Source organism: Serratia sp. K-E0102 (assembly GCF_029962625.1).
GTDB classification, from domain to species: Bacteria; Pseudomonadota; Gammaproteobacteria; order Enterobacterales; family Enterobacteriaceae; genus Serratia; species Serratia sarumanii.
Map to the genome: position 1 here is coordinate 2519750 of NZ_CP124754.1, position 16131 is coordinate 2535880.

General features: G+C 59.5%; 14 protein-coding genes, 1 pseudogene and 1 riboswitch. Of the genes and pseudogenes, 11 read left to right on the forward strand and 4 right to left on the reverse strand.

The window, feature by feature from the left end:
• Positions 1–144: 144 nt before the first annotated feature.
• The gene (locus SSARUM2_RS12200) at positions 145–1365 is read right to left on the reverse strand and encodes an NADH:flavin oxidoreductase/NADH oxidase family protein (protein ID WP_060438658.1); all 1221 of its coding nucleotides are present in this window, start codon (positions 1363–1365) and stop codon (positions 145–147) included.
• A 71-nt stretch (positions 1366–1436) separates the two neighbouring features.
• Here SSARUM2_RS12200 and SSARUM2_RS12205 point away from each other — a divergent pair, with 71 nt between their 5' ends.
• Positions 1437–1859, forward strand: a complete 423-nt coding sequence (locus SSARUM2_RS12205) for a MerR family transcriptional regulator (RefSeq protein ID WP_049196976.1) — start codon at positions 1437–1439, stop codon at positions 1857–1859.
• Here SSARUM2_RS12205 and eno read toward each other — a convergent pair.
• Genes eno through SSARUM2_RS12220 form a run of 3 tightly spaced genes read right to left on the reverse strand, consistent with a single transcriptional unit; the run spans position 1846 to position 4543 of the window.
• Positions 1846–3129, reverse strand: a complete 1284-nt coding sequence (gene eno / locus SSARUM2_RS12210) for a phosphopyruvate hydratase (protein WP_060436315.1) — start codon at positions 3127–3129, stop codon at positions 1846–1848. The two genes, SSARUM2_RS12205 and eno, sit on opposite strands and share 14 nt — an antisense overlap.
• A gap of 16 nt (positions 3130–3145) precedes the next feature.
• Positions 3146–3574: a universal stress protein gene (locus tag SSARUM2_RS12215; RefSeq protein WP_033648314.1), complete on the reverse strand. Its 429-nt coding sequence runs from the start codon at positions 3572–3574 to the stop codon at positions 3146–3148.
• Between the two features lie 3 nt (positions 3575–3577).
• The gene (locus SSARUM2_RS12220; protein WP_080437550.1) at positions 3578–4543 is read right to left on the reverse strand and encodes a DHHA2 domain-containing protein; all 966 of its coding nucleotides are present in this window, start codon (positions 4541–4543) and stop codon (positions 3578–3580) included.
• Positions 4544–4583: 40 nt separating this feature from the next.
• Positions 4584–4659, reverse strand: a riboswitch (Fluoride riboswitch).
• A 179-nt stretch (positions 4660–4838) separates the two neighbouring features.
• On the opposite strand from SSARUM2_RS12220, the gene SSARUM2_RS12225 reads away from it, so the two are divergent.
• From SSARUM2_RS12225 to SSARUM2_RS12270, 10 genes and pseudogenes are all read left to right on the forward strand, one after another.
• On the forward strand, positions 4839–6719 hold the full coding sequence (locus SSARUM2_RS12225; protein ID WP_033634542.1) for a diguanylate cyclase: 1881 nt from the start codon (positions 4839–4841) through the stop codon (positions 6717–6719).
• A 71-nt stretch (positions 6720–6790) separates the two neighbouring features.
• Complete coding sequence (locus SSARUM2_RS12230) at positions 6791–7639, forward strand: AraC family transcriptional regulator (protein WP_033648316.1); 849 nt, start codon at positions 6791–6793, stop codon at positions 7637–7639.
• A gap of 53 nt (positions 7640–7692) precedes the next feature.
• Positions 7693–8100 carry a DUF2000 domain-containing protein gene (locus SSARUM2_RS12235; RefSeq protein WP_033653160.1) on the forward strand — a complete coding sequence of 136 codons (408 nt, stop codon included), beginning with the start codon at positions 7693–7695 and terminating at the stop codon, positions 8098–8100.
• Between the two features lie 342 nt (positions 8101–8442).
• Positions 8443–8760 carry a cupin domain-containing protein gene (locus tag SSARUM2_RS12240; RefSeq protein WP_015377878.1) on the forward strand — a complete coding sequence of 106 codons (318 nt, stop codon included), beginning with the start codon at positions 8443–8445 and terminating at the stop codon, positions 8758–8760.
• A 351-nt stretch (positions 8761–9111) separates the two neighbouring features.
• Positions 9112–9903 carry a helix-turn-helix transcriptional regulator gene (locus SSARUM2_RS12245; RefSeq protein WP_049235078.1) on the forward strand — a complete coding sequence of 264 codons (792 nt, stop codon included), beginning with the start codon at positions 9112–9114 and terminating at the stop codon, positions 9901–9903.
• Between the two features lie 86 nt (positions 9904–9989).
• Complete coding sequence (locus SSARUM2_RS12250; RefSeq protein WP_060452652.1) at positions 9990–11525, forward strand: phospholipase D family protein; 1536 nt, start codon at positions 9990–9992, stop codon at positions 11523–11525.
• 85 nt (positions 11526–11610) lie between these two features.
• Positions 11611–12841: pseudogene (locus SSARUM2_RS12255) on the forward strand (nitrate- and nitrite sensing domain-containing protein).
• 269 nt (positions 12842–13110) lie between these two features.
• Entirely contained in the window at positions 13111–14373 is a 1263-nt protein-coding gene (locus SSARUM2_RS12260; protein WP_060437861.1) for a CmpA/NrtA family ABC transporter substrate-binding protein, read from the forward strand.
• 12 nt (positions 14374–14385) lie between these two features.
• Entirely contained in the window at positions 14386–15306 is a 921-nt protein-coding gene (gene ntrB / locus SSARUM2_RS12265; protein ID WP_049196966.1) for a nitrate ABC transporter permease, read from the forward strand.
• A gap of 9 nt (positions 15307–15315) precedes the next feature.
• The gene (locus SSARUM2_RS12270; protein WP_060437860.1) at positions 15316–16113 is read left to right on the forward strand and encodes an ABC transporter ATP-binding protein; all 798 of its coding nucleotides are present in this window, start codon (positions 15316–15318) and stop codon (positions 16111–16113) included.
• The last annotated feature ends 18 nt before the right edge of the window (positions 16114–16131 follow it).

Consider the following 16131-nt stretch of genomic DNA (forward strand, 5'->3'; position numbering starts at 1 on the left):
TACACAAAATTTGTGATGAATATAAGCAGCCGAGCGTTAAAAGCGCAGTATCCAGAGCGGTGATTTCTTGCAGATTTTACGTAGCGCGATCAAAAAAGCGGGATTTTTGTGCGGCCGCCGGCGTGTCTGCCGGCGCCGCGGTCATTAACGTTGCCGTAACCAGGCGTGGTAACGCTGCAGGATACGGCGGGTACGCCACTGATCGACGACCAGCGTGAACAGCGGCGAGTAGCGCACATTGCGCGGCCGATCGTCACTCAACGCGCGCATCCGGCGCTTGACCAACGCCATGCGGGCGAGCGACGCCATCACCTTGCTGCGCCAGGTGATCGGGGCAGGCAGCGCATGGGGGGCCGCGCCGGTTTGCCAGCGCCGCGGCAGATCGGGCATTTCCGCCATGGCGGTAGCGATGCCGACGACCGCGACGCCGCTGTCCAGCACCCGCTGCGCCACCGACGGGCGGGCGATGCCGCCGGTGGTCATCACCGGCATGCGCGCGACGGCGGCAAGATCGCGGGCGAAGGTCAGAAAATAGGCTTCGCGCGCCAGAGTGCGGCCGTCCGCCGTGTCGCCTTGCATCGCCGGGCTTTCGTAGCTGCCGCCGGACAGTTCGATCAGATCGACCGGCAACTCGTTCAACATCAGCACCACCTGGCGGGCATCGTCCGATGAAAAACCGCCGCGCTGGAAATCGGCGGAGTTCAGTTTGACCGCCACGCAAAATTCCGGCGAGACGCGCTCGCGCACCGCACGCACTACCTCCAGCAGCAACCGGGCGCGGTTCGCCAACTCGCCGCCCCAGCGATCGTTGCGCTGGTTGGTCAGCGGCGAGAGAAACTGGGAAATCAGATAGCCGTGCGCCGCGTGGATCTCCACGCCGGTAAAACCGGCCTGTTCGGCGGCGTGCGCGCTGGCGACGAAGCGCGCGATCACCTCGGCAATCTGCGCTGCATCCATCGCCTGCGGCTGGGCGAACAGCTTGCTGTGCTTGCCCATCGCCAGCGGGATGGCGGAGGGCGCCCACGCGTTACCGCCCATGTTCGCCATCACCTGCCGGCCCGGGTGGTTAAGCTGCATCCACACCTGCGCGCCGCCCTGGCGCGCGGCCTTGGCCCAGGTTTCGAACGGGGCGAGCGGCGTGTCCTGTTCCAGCACCACGCCGCCGGGGCCGGTCATGGCGCGGCCGTCGATCATCACGTTGCCGGTGATGATCAAGCCGGCGCCGCCTTCGGCCCAGTAGCGGTATAAGCGCCACAGCGCCGGGCCGGGCAATTGGCCCGGGGCGGCCAGATTTTCTTCCATCGCCGCCTTGGCCAGACGGTTGGATAAACGGCTGCCGTTGGGCAGTGTCAGTGGGGTAAACATCGGTTTGCGCTCCTGTCGTACGGGGAATGGCGCTATACTAGGTTTAAAGTTAACTTTAAGGTCAATAGGGCATGAAGATCGGAGAATTGGCGCAGCGCGCCGGCATGGCCGCCTCGGCGATACGCTACTACGAGCAGTTGGGGTTGTTGCCGAAACCGGTGCGCGGCGTCAACGGCTATCGGGTGTACGGCGACAGCGCGCTGGAGCGTTTGCACCTGATCCAAATCGGCCAGAATCTGGGTTTTTCGCTGCAGGCGATCCAACGGGTGCTGGCGCTGCAGGGCAGCGCTTATCAGGATGGGTTGATACGTGGCGTCGATGAACGGCTGGCGGAGATCGAGCTGATGATGGCCACGCTGAATGAACAACGAGAAACCTTGCTGACGACCCGGCTGACCTTATTGGCGTCCGGTGTGGCAGGGCTGTGCCAAACCAAGGGCGAAAAACAGGCCGACGCATCGCCGGCCCGGCCGGCAAAGCTTAGCGGCGTTTAAAGGCGGAACGCCCGGCATACACCGCCGCGGCGCCCAACTGGTCTTCGATGCGCATCAGCTGATTGTATTTTTCGATGCGCTCGCCGCGGCTCGGCGCGCCGGTTTTCAGATGGCCGGCTCGCATCGCGATCGTCATGTCGGCGATAAAGCTGTCGACGGTTTCACCGCTGCGGTGCGAGATAAAGGTGCCCCAGCCGTTCGCCTGGCAGAGCTGTACGGCGGCGAAGGTTTCGCTCAGCGTGCCGATCTGGTTCAGCTTGATCAGCGCCGCATTGGCCAACCGTTCATCAATCCCGCGCTGGATGTATTTCACGTTGGTGACGAACAGATCGTCGCCGACCAGCTCCACCTGGTCGCCCAGGGCATCGCTCAGAATACGCCAGCCGGCCCAATCGTCTTCGGCCAAGCCGTCTTCAATCAGCACGATGGGGAAGTCCTGCACCAGCCGTTGGTAATAGGCCGTCATCTGGGCTGCGTCCAACTCGAGGTTCTCGCTGCGCAGACGGTACTTGCCGTCTGCGTAGAATTCGCTCGAGGCCGGATCCATGCAGATCGCGATATCTTCTCCCGGCCGGTAGCCGGCTTTTTCTATCGCCTGCACGATCAGCTCGAGCGGCTGGCGATTTGAGGCGACCGCCGGCGCGAAACCGCCTTCGTCACCGACGCCGACCGACAGGCCTTTTTCCAACAGGATTTGGCGTAGCGCCTGATAAACTTCACTACCCCAGCGCACGGCCTCGCGCAGCGACGGCGCGCCCAGGGGAGCTATCATAAACTCCTGAAAGTCCGCCCCTTGCCACCGGGCGTGCACGCCGCCGTTGATGATATTCATGCAGGGCACCGGCAGCAGGTTGGCGCCGATGCCGCCCAGATAACGATACAGCGGCAGCTGCGACAATTGCGCCGCGAGGCGGGCGGCGGCCAGAGAAACGCCGAGCAGGGCGTTGGCCCCCAATCGGCTCTTGTTCTCGCTGCCGTCCAGCGCGATCAGCCGGCGGTCAATCTCCGCCTGTTGGCGCACATCCACCCCGAGTAGCGCCTCATTGATCGCCGTTTTGACGCTGTGCACCGCCTCCAGTACGCCTTTGCCGCCGAAACGGTGCGGATCGCCGTCGCGGTGCTCCACCGCCTCGCGCGACCCGGTGCTGGCTCCCGAAGGCACCGAAGCCCGGGCCACGACGCCCGCCGCGCTCATGTCGACTTCGACGGTCGGGTTGCCGCGCGAATCCAGGATCTCTCTGGCGGTTACGCTTTCAATCTCATAGCTCATGGGTAGTCACCTCGTTCTAGGGAGTGGGAACGTGTTTTATCAGCACGTCGATGGATAAATGGTTGATGAATTCGAAACCGAAGGAGGCAAAGACGCCAAACGGACGGTTCTGATGGCCGAGCAACAAAAGATCGACGCCTTCACGGGCAATCAGGGCTTCGACGTCTTTGAAGCGATGGATGCTGACGATTGCGCGCACCTCCAGGGGGATTGAGCAGTCTTCCACCAGGCGGCTGAGCATGGCTTTGGCGGCGATCACCTCGCTGGACTGGCGATCTTTGGTTTGCGCATCGCTGAGGTAGTCCAGCTCGGCATAGTCGGCGCTGATGTGCGCCACGGTAATGCGCGTATTCATCTGCTGATTGAGGCGTTCGGCATGGCGCAACAGCAGCCGGCCGTCGCGTTCATCCTGTACCAGCAGTAAAGCGTGTTGATAGAGCGGCATGACTTATCTCCCTGCGTTAGCGATCTGGATGGTTAACCACGGTAAAACCTCTTTTTTTCGGCTCGTCATATCGGGCAGCGATACCTGACGAATGCCGAGCACCCGGTTCGACGAGAAATACAGGGTGGAGCGGCGGCGGGTGATATCGGTGACCAATAGTGCAGCCATCTCCAGCCCGGCTTCCTGCTTCGCTTGTTCAAGCGCCTGTTGCAGTGCGGGCAACAGCGGATCGATGTCGCTCATGGCCCGCACTTCTATCTGCGACAGCAGCAGCGAAACGGTATGGATGCGGTAATTCTTGGCGTCGCGCTGCAGCAACTGCGGGGCGGATTGCCCGGAGAGATCGGTTTTGGCGGCCAGCAGCCCGGCGATGAAAGCGTCATAGTCGACGTGAGAGATTGCGCGCAACCGGGTGACCGCCAGCCGATCCTGTTCCGTGGTGGTCGGCGCACTGAGCGCGACGGTGTCGCTCAGGATAGCTCCCAGCAGCAGAGTGGCCTGCGCGGCGCTAAGTGGCATCGGCCTTTCTGCCGTCAGGATCTGCAGGATCACGGTGGCGCAACAGCCGACGGCGCGCACCCAGACATCGGGCGGGTTGCGGGTGACTAACGTGCCCAGCCGGTGATGGTCGATAACGCCGACCACGTCGCTGTCGGGCAATGAGGCCGGGCCTTGTTCGATATCGGTAAAGTCGACCAGCCAGACTTTGCGGTCACGGAGATCGTCTGTCAGCAGCGCAGGTGCTTGTACGCCGGCGGCAGCCAGTATGTAGCGGGTTTCCGGCGTGAGGTCGCCTAGGCGGAAAGCCACGGCCGGTTTGCCTAGGTGATTGAGCCAGTCCGCGACCACCAGCGCGCTGCAGATGCTGTCGCTGTCGGGATTTTTATGGCCGAAAACGTACAGGGGCATTTCCCGCGCGACGGCATCGGGCTGGAACGGAAAAGGGGTAAGACGTGAGATTTCATTCATAGCGACTCCTGACATACCTGCCTAAAAAATAAAGCGAAGTTGTATATCAGGCGTCATCATCCGGTTCGAGTGAACGCGGCGGTTGGGAAAGGTGGAACACCATCACCTCGTGAACGACTGTAGCGCAGCGCGGGGGTAAACGCAACGTCCGGCAAAGCTGGCGAGAATGCGCAATCGGATTGATACTGAGTGAGTCTATGATGGACAAGGATATTTGTCGCTACCGACGGATAGGGCGAACGGACTCACGCCGGCTGGCTGCGCCGGAACCGTGGGTGACACAATGGGAGACAACATGCTCGAACCCTGCTTCCCCGAAAACGAAGCCGAACGCCTGTCGGTATTGAATTCGCTGAACGTGCTGGATTCAAACTCGGTGGAAAAACTGGATCGCATCACGCGGCTGGCGGCGAAATACTTCGGCGTGACCATTGCGCTGGTGTCGCTGATCGACCGGGATCGCCAATGGTTTTTATCGCGCTACGGTCTGGATGCCCGGGAAACGCCGCGCAATATTTCGTTTTGCGGCCATGCGATCTTGCAACGCGAAGCGCTGGTGGTGCCCGATACCGCCAACGACCCGCGCTTTTTCGATAATCCGCTGGTGATCGGCGGGCCGAGGATCGGTTTCTACGTCGGGCAGCCGCTGCTGTCGCTCGACGGGCTGCCGCTCGGCACCCTGTGCATTATCGACAGCCACCCGCAGCCGTTTTCCCCGGAACAACTGGCCGATCTGCATGATTTCGCCGCCGTGGTGGAGGAGTATCTGCAAAGTATTGAGCGCCACGTCTATACCGAAAACCTGAAGTCCGACCTGCAGCGCACGGAGGCCCTGTTCGAACAGACCTTCGCCCAGGCGGCGGTAGGGATGGCGCTGGTTTCGCTGCAGGGGTATTGGCTGCGGGTGAACCCGCGCATCTGCGAAATGCTGCACTATTCCGAGCGCGAACTGATGGATCGCACCTTCCAGGACATTACCTATCCGCTCGATCTCAATACCGACCTGGAAAAGCTGCAGCAGCTGTTGAAAAATGAAATCAGCACCTACTCGATGGAAAAACGCTATTTCCGCGCCGACGGCTCGATCGTTTGGGTGCAGCTGACGGTGGCGCTCAATCGCTTGCCGAACGGCAAACCGGACCATTTCATCTCGGTTATCGTCGATATCAGCGAGCGCAAGGCGGCCGAGGCCGATCTGTTCGCGTTGCAGCATGAGCTGGAGGAACGCGTCGAAACCCGCACGCGGGAGCTGAACGTGGTGGTCAAAAAACTCAACGAAGAGATTGAAACCCGGGTGCTCGCCGAATATCAGCTCAGTGCGGAGAAGGAGCGTCTGCGCGCCATTACCGACAACATGCCGGCCTTAATCAGCCAGATCGACGGCAATGAACGCTACCTGTTCGCCAACAGCGCCTACAAAACCTGGTTCGGTCTGGAGGAGTCCAGCCTCAGGGGGATGACGGTGCGCGATTTCATGGGGGAAAGCGTTTATCGGATAGCAAAACCGATGATCGAACGGGCCCTCGCGGGCGAAATGGTGAGTTTTGAGAATGAGCTGCAGACCCGGCAGGGGCTGCTGATGATCCACACCACGCTGGTGCCGTGCGAAGCGCAGGGCTTTTACATTCTCGCCATGGACATCACCGAACTGAAGCGGCTGCAGCAGCGGCTGGAATATGACGCGACCCACGACATGCTGACCGGATTGACCAACCGCCGCGCGTTTCTGCGCCGGTTGTCGGGCACGCTGCAGGCCTGTTGCCATCAGCGGCAGATGGCGCTGCTGTTTATCGATCTCGACGGCTTCAAAACCCTTAACGACAGCTATGGCCATGATTTCGGCGACGCGATCCTGAAAACCTTCGCCACATTGCTCAGCGCCTGCGCCGGCGAGCGCCACAGCGTCTCGCGTCTTGCCGGTGACGAGTTCACGGTGATCCTGTGGCCGTTGACGGATCCGCGGCGCGAGGTCAGCGAGTTTTGCGAAAACGTGTTGGCGCAACTGGCCACAATTACGCAGATCGGGCCGCAGAAGGTACGGCTTTCCGCCAGCATCGGCGCGGCCATTTCCCCACGCGGCGATGTGACGGAGGAGATGCTGCTGACCCGCGCCGACGGCGCGATGTATCAGGCGAAATCGGCCGGGAAGGGCACTTACGCCATCTGCGAGCTGTGAGCGTGCAACCGCGGCGGTGTCAGGGTAAGCTGTTTTTTCTTTTCCTGTGAGCAGAACTCCGGACTGATTGCATGGCGTCAAATCATCAACATAAAGACTGGCTCGAATTGCGACGCGATGACGAAACCGGTATTGAGAGCGTCAACGCTCACTTTCAGGGGCATGCCTACGATCCTCACGATCATGATGAAATGCTGGTGGGCGTCACGCAGCAGGGCTTGCAGCGTTTCCATTGCCACCGCTCGCTGCATACCAGCCGGCCGGGGCGCGCCATGCTGATCGAGCCGGGCGCGGTGCACGATGGCCATGCGCCGCAGGCCGAGGGGTTTACCTATGCGATGCTTTATCTGCCGCAGCGCTGGGTCTCCGACGCGATGAGCCGCCGCGGATTGGGGGACGCTTCGGTGCTGGAAGGCGCCTTCCACAGCACGTTGACCGACGATCCGATGCTGGCGACCGCGATCCACCAGGCATTTTTTGCGTTGCATCAGGGGGAAGGCCGGCTGGCGCGCGATCAAAGCCTGGATCAACTGCTGACGCTTTTGGCACGGCATATTCGCGTTCGGCCAACTTCCCAAAGCGATGACGCTTTAATTGAGATGAATCGCTTGCGGGACTACTTGCACGAACACATGGCGGATAACCCCAGCCTGGATGAACTTGCTCTTCAGTGCGGTCTGGATCGTTTCCGCTTGACTCGCCAGTTCACCCGGGCTTTCGGCCAGTCGCCGCACGCTTATTTGGTTCGGTTGAGGCTGCGGGCTGCACGCTTGCTGTTGGCGCAGGGGGAAGAACCGGCGCAGGTCGCCATGCAGGTGGGTTTTGCCGATCAGAGCCATTTGGGCCGCTGGTTCCAGCGCGCCTACCGATTATCGCCGGCGGCCTATCAACGCCAGTGCACAAACGTTCTATACCGCTAACTCGCTCATCGCCGATGATGCGCGTTTAACAGCACAACGGAGTAGAGCGAAATATGTTTGATACCAAGATAGCGTTTATCGTGCGTGACGATCTGCCAACCTGGCAGCGGCTGAACGTGGTGGCCTTTCTGGCGACGGGCATCGCCGCCGCGGCCCCGGAAATCATCGGCGAGCGTTACGTGGATGCGCAGGGGAGACGCTACGGCGCCATTTCCGGGCAGCCGATGCTGATTTTCGCCGCGGATCTGCCGGGCCTGCAAAATGTGCATCGCAAAGGATTGGAGCGGGAATTAACGCTGATCCCCTATGTGCACGCCATGTTCGCGACCGGGCACGATGAAGCCAACCGCCAGGTTTTTCGCGCTGAAGACGCGGACAATCTGGATTTGGTCGGCCTGGCGCTGCGCGGGCCGAAGAAAGCGGTGGATAAGGCGATAAAAGGCCTGGCGCTCCACGGCTAGGGCTGGAAAGTGCGCCGCCCGGCGGCGAAAGCAGGGGGCCAGTCCCATGCCGTCTGAATGGCGGTATGGGGGCTTTGGCGGCAACACTTGAAATGAGGTTCGGGCATCATTAAATGATAAGAACCGCGGTTTTTTGCGCCGTCGGCGAGGCTCTTATATATTTAGTAGCATGCCTGAGGCAGGTTAGGCATGAAACGGCGGTCGGTCGGGCCGCTGCAAGTACGACAGTTAATCCGTTCGCCAAGAGGCTGCGAGCCTGTGCTTTCGGTAGGGACAGCCGCCAATCGTTTTTACGGCGACCGAAGGCGGAGCAGCTACTCACAGGTCACGAGGACACTTACCATGCATAAGAGAACACTGGCGTCACTGCATTACGAAAACATGCCTTACGATGGGGTACACTTTCATATTTTGAAACGGGAAACGCCTGGCCATACGGCGTTGCTGAAGCTGGATGCGGGCAGCCGACAACCGGCGCGTTTTCACCCGGGCTGGGTGAAACTGATGGTGCTGAGCGGTGAACTGAAGGTTGACGATCAGACGTTGCAACCCCATGAGATGTTAATCATTCCTGCCAATACCGCCTATACGGTACAGGCCATTACGGAAGTGATTTGTCTGGCGATTTCCGAGCTGGACGGCGCCGAGCTGGCCCGTTGATGAAATAACAACTCTGGATGGAGGAGAGCCTAGGCGCTCTCCCTATCCCTTCAGCATTAAGCCGCCCCCCCGGGCTGAGCTGTCTGCTGATTGATGCGTATACCTCCTGATTATGCCACCGCGCTTTCCCTATCCATCACTTTCGGCCGCGTCGCCCCCGCAACGAGCCGCCATTGCGCAGCGCATGCGCAACGCCTGCGTTTTACGCAGAACGATGAAATTTTGGTGTAAATAGTGAGTTTCTTCGCATAAGGCCCCTGGTGTGGCTTGCGACAGCGTCACTATATGGAGGATCATGCGGCCTCTCTATCAAATAAAAGACATTCGCGTTATCAAAAGGGACAAACGACCATGGGATTCGAAGTCGACAACGCCGAAACGAAACGCATCGACCTCAGCAGCCACGAAAACTCCTCGTTCGAGGTGACGGGGCTGGTGAAACACTATCCGGCGGGCTTTGTCATTCCTTACCACTCGCATAGGCGCTGCCACTTGCTCTATTCGCAGCAGGGCGTTATGGCGGTCGAGGCGAGCAGCGGGCGCTGGATCGTGCCGCCCACCACCGCAGTCTGGCTGCGGCCGGGGGTAGAGCATCAGATCGTCATGCAGAGCAACATCTGCGTTTACGGGATTTTGGTCGATGAAATCACCGCCGCGCGTTTGCCGCTGCGCGACGGCGTCTTGCAGGTCTCACCGCTGCTGCGAGAGCTGATCGCTCAGCTGGCGACGCTGGCGCCCGAAGGGGCGGAGACCCAACGCAATGCGCTGCTCAGAGCGTTGTTCCTTGAGGAGTTGAGCCTGCAGCCGCAGCTGGCGCTGCACCTGCCTTGGCCGGCAGAGGCGAGAATGGCCGAAATTTGCCGGCAGTTGGTCATCACGCCGGCCGACGATCGCGGCATTGAAGCCTGGGCCGATTCACTGTCGATCAGCGCAAAGACCTTTCAACGCCATTTCAGCCAACAAACCGGCATCACCTTCGGCCAGTGGAAACAGCGCCTGCGGCTGCTGTCGTCCATTCCGCTGCTGTTGGCCGGCCACTCGATCATCCACGCCGCCTTCGAAAGCGGTTACGAGAGCCACAGCGCCTATTCGGTGGCGTTCAAAAAACTGTTTGGTGTTTCGCCTTCGCGCTTTACGCTATAGCCTTATGGCATAGCGCGCTTCTCCTATAGATTGAAGCAACCTAATGACGTATAAAGCAAAGCAGTCAACCTCCGAGGCCGCTTCCTGTGATAAAAATTGTCGTGTATCTGATTCTCGCCGTGACGATCGCCATTATTGCGGCCAGAGTCATCTTTCGTTTGCCGAATATCTCCCAGCGTCTGCCGCAGGCGGCATTGCCGGCGGATCCTGCCGCCCAGCTGCCGGCGCGCGCCGCCGAACTGATGGTGGCGCATCCGGGCCTGAGCGGCGTGGTGCCGCTGGCCAGCGGGCACGATGCGTTCGCCAGCCGCCTGGCGCTGGCGCGGATGGCGGAAAGGTCGATCGACGCCCAGTACTACATCTGGCATAACGACACCTCCGGGCAGATCCTGCTGAAAACCCTGTATGACGCGGCTCAACGCGGCGTGCGCGTGCGGCTGCTGCTGGACGATAACGGCGTCGCCATGGACGAGACTCTGGCGGCGCTGAACGCCCAGGAAAACGTCGAGATCCGCCTGTTTAACCCGTCAACCGTGCGCACGCCGAAGCTGGCCGGCTACGCCTTTGACTTTATGCGCATGAACCGGCGCATGCATAACAAGTCTTACATCGTCGACGGCGCCGTGGCGATCATCGGCGGCCGCAATATCGGCGACGAGTATTTCCAGGTCGGCGACGAAAACTATTTCCTCGATCTCGACGTGCTGAGCGTCGGCAACGTGGTGGCGGAGACCGCCGAGGTCTTCGATCGCTACTGGAACAGCGCGTCGGTGTTTGGCGTTGAGCAGATTATCCGGGGCACAGGCGACCTTTCCGCCTTCCTGGCGCAGGCCACCGCGACCGAAAGCAGCGAACGGGCCCGCAAACTGGCGGTGCAGCTGGAAACCAGCGCGGTGCGCTTTCGCGATGGCGTCGTCCAGCCGGAATTCACCCAGGTAGAGCTGGTGGCCGACGATCCGGCGAAAGGGCTGGGCAAGGCTTCGCGCGATCGTTTGATGGTGACGCAGCTGAGCAAGATTATCGGCGGCGTCGGCCGGCAACTGGATCTGGTCTCCGCCTATTTCGTGCCGGGCCGGGAAGGGGCGAGCTTTTTTGAATCGCTCGCCAAACAGGGAAAATCCATTCGCGTGCTGACCAACGCGATGAACACCACCGACGTGCTGGTGGTGCATGCCGGCTACGCCAAATACCGGCGTGAACTGCTGCAGGCGGGCGTGGAGCTGTTTGAGCTGAAGCTGCGCGCCGGCCAGCCGACGGGGCGGCAGGAACTCAAACCGCTGGGGCTGTCCGGCGCGGCGCTGCATGCGAAAACCTTCGCCATCGACGATAAACGGGTATTTATCGGCTCGTTCAATTTCGATCCGCGATCGGCGCACCTGAACTGCGAAATGGGCTTCTTGATCGACAGCCCGACGCTGGCGGCCGACACCCGCCAGCTGTTTGATGGCCCGCTCGAGTACGCCGCCTACCGCCCGGCGCTGACGCCCGCGGGCAAAATGGTCTGGAACGAAGCCTTCGAAGACGGCCACACCGAGATCCATCAGCAAGAGCCCGGCGCCGGCTGGGTAAAACGCATCATTCTCATCGTGGCCGGCTGGCTGCCGATCGAATGGATGCTGTAACGGCGCGGCGGTAGGGAAAAGCGCCCCTGTCTCAGGCACGTTTCTTGCTTTATCCAGGAGTCTCCTCTTATCAGCAGGTTACTCCATGGCCCTTTCTGCTCTGAGCTTTGTACAGGCGTCGAAAAAAAGCGAAATCGCGGGTTTGCAACAGCTGTTGCAGCTGGGTGAACTGGTTGGTGCGGTCAGCCTGATGATCCACGCACTGCAACGGGAACGAGGCACCTCGAACATCTTCTTATGTTCTCATGGGAACACCTGGGGAAAGCAACTGAGTGAGCGGGCACTGGAGGTCCGGAAGGCAGAGGAGGCCGTCAGTCAGTGGCTTGCGTCTCAGGATCTTACCGGCCCCAACCTGGCGAATGCACCGCGATTACTCAGCCGCATTGCCTCGGTGTTGCATAGCCTCAGTACGTTACCGCAACTGCGTCAGCAGGTTCTTGGACTGTCTATCAGTCAGCCTGATGCCATGAATGCCTACAACGAGGTGATTCGCTCGCATTTGTCACTGGTCTTCGAAACGGCGGATATCTCCGGCGATCCGTCAATTTCACGGGCATTGCTGGCGATGTTCAGTTTTATGCAGGGAAAAGAGCTGGCCGCACAGGAGCGGGCCACGGCCGCCGCCGGTTTTGCGGCAGGGCATTTTGATGTCATCGCGCAACAGCAATTCACAGGCTTAATCGAGAGCCAGGAGCGCTGCTTTCAGACCTTCATGGAATTCGCGGCTCCCCGCTGTCTGGCAATGTGGCGGCAGCAGATGAACCAGGACAGCAGTGAATTTGAACGTTTCAGGCGAATTGCCTGCACGCGCGTCAGGCCTGGCGGTGAGACGACGGATACCGCATTACGCTGGTTTGACGTTGCGACGGCGCGAATCGATGGAATGAAAGTGGTGGAGGATGAGCTGCAAGCTGCGCTGATGGCCTCCTGCCGCCAGCGTATCCGTGAAGCACAGGCCGCCCTTGCGCTTCAGCAGCAGAATATTGACCAAATCCCACAGTCTGAAAGCCATTACGCCGCGCTACTCTCGCCGCAGCTTAGTCGTTCGGTTCTTGAGCTTGTTGAACAGCAGTCCCGCCAGCTGCAGGCGCTCGATGCAGAACTTTCTCAACTTCGCGTCACGCTGACCGAGCGTAAGCTGGTTGAGCGGGCAAAGGGCCTGCTGATGCAGCATCAGGGCTTAACGGAACCCCAGGCGCATTAAGGCACTGCTTGAGATGGCAATGAATCAGAATAAGAAACTTTCGGAAATTGCTGACGCGATGCTTGCCGTGTCTGCGCTGTTAGGCAAAAACGGGCACAAACCGGGCCAATAACTGCACCTTCTGTGTGCAATTACGCTGTGCAGGATGTGCAGTTCCGGTGCACCAGAAAGGGCGTCAAAGCGACAGAATAAGGCTAACCCTCTGATTTTTTTTGATACCGCAGGTTGGCACACAAGCTGCATTCTTTTTAATAGCAACAGCACTAAACCAATGGCGGTTTAGTCAGCATTACGGATAAAGGCGTCCAGTTAGCGTTCAGGGAACTGAGCGCTAACTGGACGCTTTTTTTTTTCCATTTTTCAACCTAACGGGAAGCCCTGATGACACAAGACGACAAAAAGACTCCGGGACAACTCTCCCGCCGCTGCTTTCTTGCGGGGAGTGCGGTGCTCGGCGGCAGCATGTTGATGTCAGGATTCATGAACCGGGTCTGGGCTGCCGGTTCCGACACGCCAGAGAAGAAAGAGATTCGCGTCGGGTTCATTCCCCTGACCGACTGCTCCTCAGTGGTGATGGCGGCGGTAAAGAAATTTGATGAGAAGTACGGCATTAAAATCATCCCGAGCAAGGAGTCGAGCTGGGCGTCAGTACGCGACAAACTGGTGTCTGGCGAGCTGGATGCGGCGCATGTTCTGTATGGGATGCTCTATGGCCTGCAGCTTGGCGTGTCCGGCCCGCAGCATGAGATGGCGATGCTGATGTCTCTCAACCAGAACGGGCAGGCCATTACGCTCTCTGAGCAGTTAAAGCAGGCGGGCGTCACGGATGCTGCATCGCTACAAAAAGTGGTCCAGGCCAGTGCGAAGGGGACCTATACCTTTGCGCAGACGTTCCCGACCGGCACGCACGCGATGTGGCTTTACTACTGGCTGGCAAACGCCGGTATCCATCCCTTTAACGACGTGCGCAATGTCGTGGTGCCTCCGCCGCAAATGGTCATGAACATGAAAATCGGCAATATGAGCGGTTTTTGCGTGGGGGAACCCTGGAACCAGCGCGCGATTCAGGACGGCATTGGTTTCACTGCTGTCACCTCACAGGAAATCTGGCCGGATCATCCGGAAAAAGTGCTCGGCACAACCTCTGCCTGGGTGACTGAAAACCCGAATGCGGCTCGCGCGCTGACCGCCGCGGTGCTGGATGCCTCCCGCTGGATAGACACCTCTGATGCCAATCGTAGTGAAACCGCTCAGGTCGTTGCGGCGCGGGCGTACATCAACACGCCACTCAAGACGATTCAGGGGCGGATGCTCGGCGACTACGAAAATGGGCTGGGGAAAACGTGGAAAGATGCCCACCGCATGCGCTTCTTCAACGATGGCGCGGTCAATTATCCGTATCTCTCCGATGGCATGTGGTTCCTGACTCAGCAGAAGCGCTGGGGATTGCTGGACAGCGATCCTGACTACCTCGGTATCGCCCAAAAAATTAACCGTATTGACGTCTACAAACAAGCTGCCGCCGCGGTTGGAGGGATCAATTTGCCATCCAGCGACATGCGAAGCAGCACGTTGATTGACGGCAGAGTCTGGGACGGCAGCAACCCTGCTGACTACGCCAACAGTTTTGCAATGAAACGCTAAGTGAGGCCACAGATGTCCGGAAATTTGAAAACCAATGTCGTCACGTTGACGGAGCCTGCCGCGGTCAGCGTTGAATCGCCCGCCAGCGCAGAAGTGATCACGATCGAGAGAGCCGCCCCGGTAGCCAGAACGGATACCTTTATTGTCCGGCTTCGCGCGAGCGTTCGCCGCTTCATGCAGAAAATGATCCCCGCCATTCTCGGGGCCGTCGTGCTGCTGCTCCTGTGGCAAATCGCCGCCAGTAGCAGTAAAGGCTTCCCGACGCCCGCTCAGACCTGGGAGGCGGCGAAGGTGATTTTTGCCGATCCGTTCTATATCAACGGGCCAAACGACATGGGCATTGGCTGGAATGTCCTGGCCTCGCTACAGCGAGTTGCGATTGGTTTCGGGCTTGCCGCGCTGGTCGGCATCCCGGCCGGGTTCCTGATTGGCCGCTTCAGCTTCATCGCCAGCATGTTCAACGCCATTATCTCGCTGCTGCGCCCGGTCAGCCCGCTGGCGTGGTTGCCGATTGGATTGCTGTTGTTCCAGCGCGCGGAGCCCGCCTCGTCCTGGACCATTTTCATCTGTTCTATCTGGCCGATGATCCTCAATACCGCAGAAGGGGTGATGCGCATTCCGCAGGACTATCTCAACGTTGCGCGGGTGCTGAAACTCAGCGAATTCACCGTAATGCGCAAGATCCTGTTTCCTGCCGTGCTGCCGTACATTCTGACCGGGGTGCGGTTGTCCATCGGTATCGCCTGGCTGGTGATTGTTGCGGCTGAAATGCTGACCGGCGGCGTGGGCATCGGTTTTTGGATCTGGAACGAATGGAACAACCTCAACGTGGAAAACATTATCGTCGCCATTCTGCTGATTGGTGCCGTGGGGATGTTACTGGAGCAGGGGCTGATGGCCGTTGCCCGTCGCTTAAGTTACGACAATCACTAGGAGCCCGCGATGAAAAAAGAAAAATCGATTATCAGCGTCCAGAGCGTCACTCAACGTTTTCCTTCAGCGAAAACCACCTTTCTGGCGCTCGATAACGTCAGCTTTGATATCGCAGAAGGCGAAACGGTCAGCCTGATTGGCCACTCAGGCTGCGGAAAATCGACCCTGCTGAATTTGATTGCCGGGCTGAGTCGCCCGACGGAAGGCGTGCTGTTGTGCGACAACAAAGAGATTTCCGGGCCGGGGCCAGAGCGCGGGGTCGTCTTCCAGAACCATTCGCTGCTGCCATGGTTAACCGCTTTTGAGAATGTCGAACTGGCGGTGCGGCAGGTATTTAAAGACCAGATGAACAAAAGCGAAATGCACGACTGGATTTTGCACAACCTCGAACTGGTGCACATGGAGCATGCGGCCGATAAGCGCCCGGGCGCCATTTCAGGCGGCATGAAGCAGCGTGTCGGTATCGCCCGTGCCTTGGCGATGAAACCGAAAGTTTTGCTGATGGATGAACCTTTCGGGGCGCTGGATGCGCTGACGCGGGCGCATCTTCAGGACGCCGTTATGGACATTCAGGCGCGTCTGAAAACCACCATTTTGCTGATCACCCACGACGTTGATGAAGCGGTGCTGCTGTCTGACCGCGTGATGATGATGACTAATGGTCCGGCGGCGAAAGTCGGTGAAGTGTTACAGGTTGAGCTGTCACGCCCCCGCAGTCGACTGGCTTTGTCGAACGATCCTCTGTTCCACCAGTATCGCCAGCAGGTGCTGCATTTTCTCTATGCAAAACACCGGGCAGTGGCCTGATTCCATGAGGGGAGTTGT

What these genes read in the sequence shown, in the direction of transcription:
- SSARUM2_RS12230 (WP_033648316.1), top strand. Translation starts at nt 6,791, where the DNA reads ATGGCGTCAAATCATCAACATAAAGACTGGCTCGAATTGCGACGCGAT.
- SSARUM2_RS12245 (WP_049235078.1), top strand. Translation starts at nt 9,112, where the DNA reads ATGGGATTCGAAGTCGACAACGCCGAAACGAAACGCATCGACCTCAGC.
- eno (WP_060436315.1), bottom strand. Translation starts at nt 3,129, where the DNA reads ATGAGCTATGAGATTGAAAGCGTAACCGCCAGAGAGATCCTGGATTCG.
- SSARUM2_RS12200 (WP_060438658.1), bottom strand. Translation starts at nt 1,365, where the DNA reads ATGTTTACCCCACTGACACTGCCCAACGGCAGCCGTTTATCCAACCGT.
- SSARUM2_RS12260 (WP_060437861.1), top strand. Translation starts at nt 13,111, where the DNA reads ATGACACAAGACGACAAAAAGACTCCGGGACAACTCTCCCGCCGCTGC.
- SSARUM2_RS12240 (WP_015377878.1), top strand. Translation starts at nt 8,443, where the DNA reads ATGCATAAGAGAACACTGGCGTCACTGCATTACGAAAACATGCCTTAC.
- SSARUM2_RS12235 (WP_033653160.1), top strand. Translation starts at nt 7,693, where the DNA reads ATGTTTGATACCAAGATAGCGTTTATCGTGCGTGACGATCTGCCAACC.
- SSARUM2_RS12225 (WP_033634542.1), top strand. Translation starts at nt 4,839, where the DNA reads ATGCTCGAACCCTGCTTCCCCGAAAACGAAGCCGAACGCCTGTCGGTA.
- SSARUM2_RS12220 (WP_080437550.1), bottom strand. Translation starts at nt 4,543, where the DNA reads ATGAATGAAATCTCACGTCTTACCCCTTTTCCGTTCCAGCCCGATGCC.
- SSARUM2_RS12205 (WP_049196976.1), top strand. Translation starts at nt 1,437, where the DNA reads ATGAAGATCGGAGAATTGGCGCAGCGCGCCGGCATGGCCGCCTCGGCG.
- ntrB (WP_049196966.1), top strand. Translation starts at nt 14,386, where the DNA reads ATGTCCGGAAATTTGAAAACCAATGTCGTCACGTTGACGGAGCCTGCC.
- SSARUM2_RS12270 (WP_060437860.1), top strand. Translation starts at nt 15,316, where the DNA reads ATGAAAAAAGAAAAATCGATTATCAGCGTCCAGAGCGTCACTCAACGT.
- SSARUM2_RS12215 (WP_033648314.1), bottom strand. Translation starts at nt 3,574, where the DNA reads ATGCCGCTCTATCAACACGCTTTACTGCTGGTACAGGATGAACGCGAC.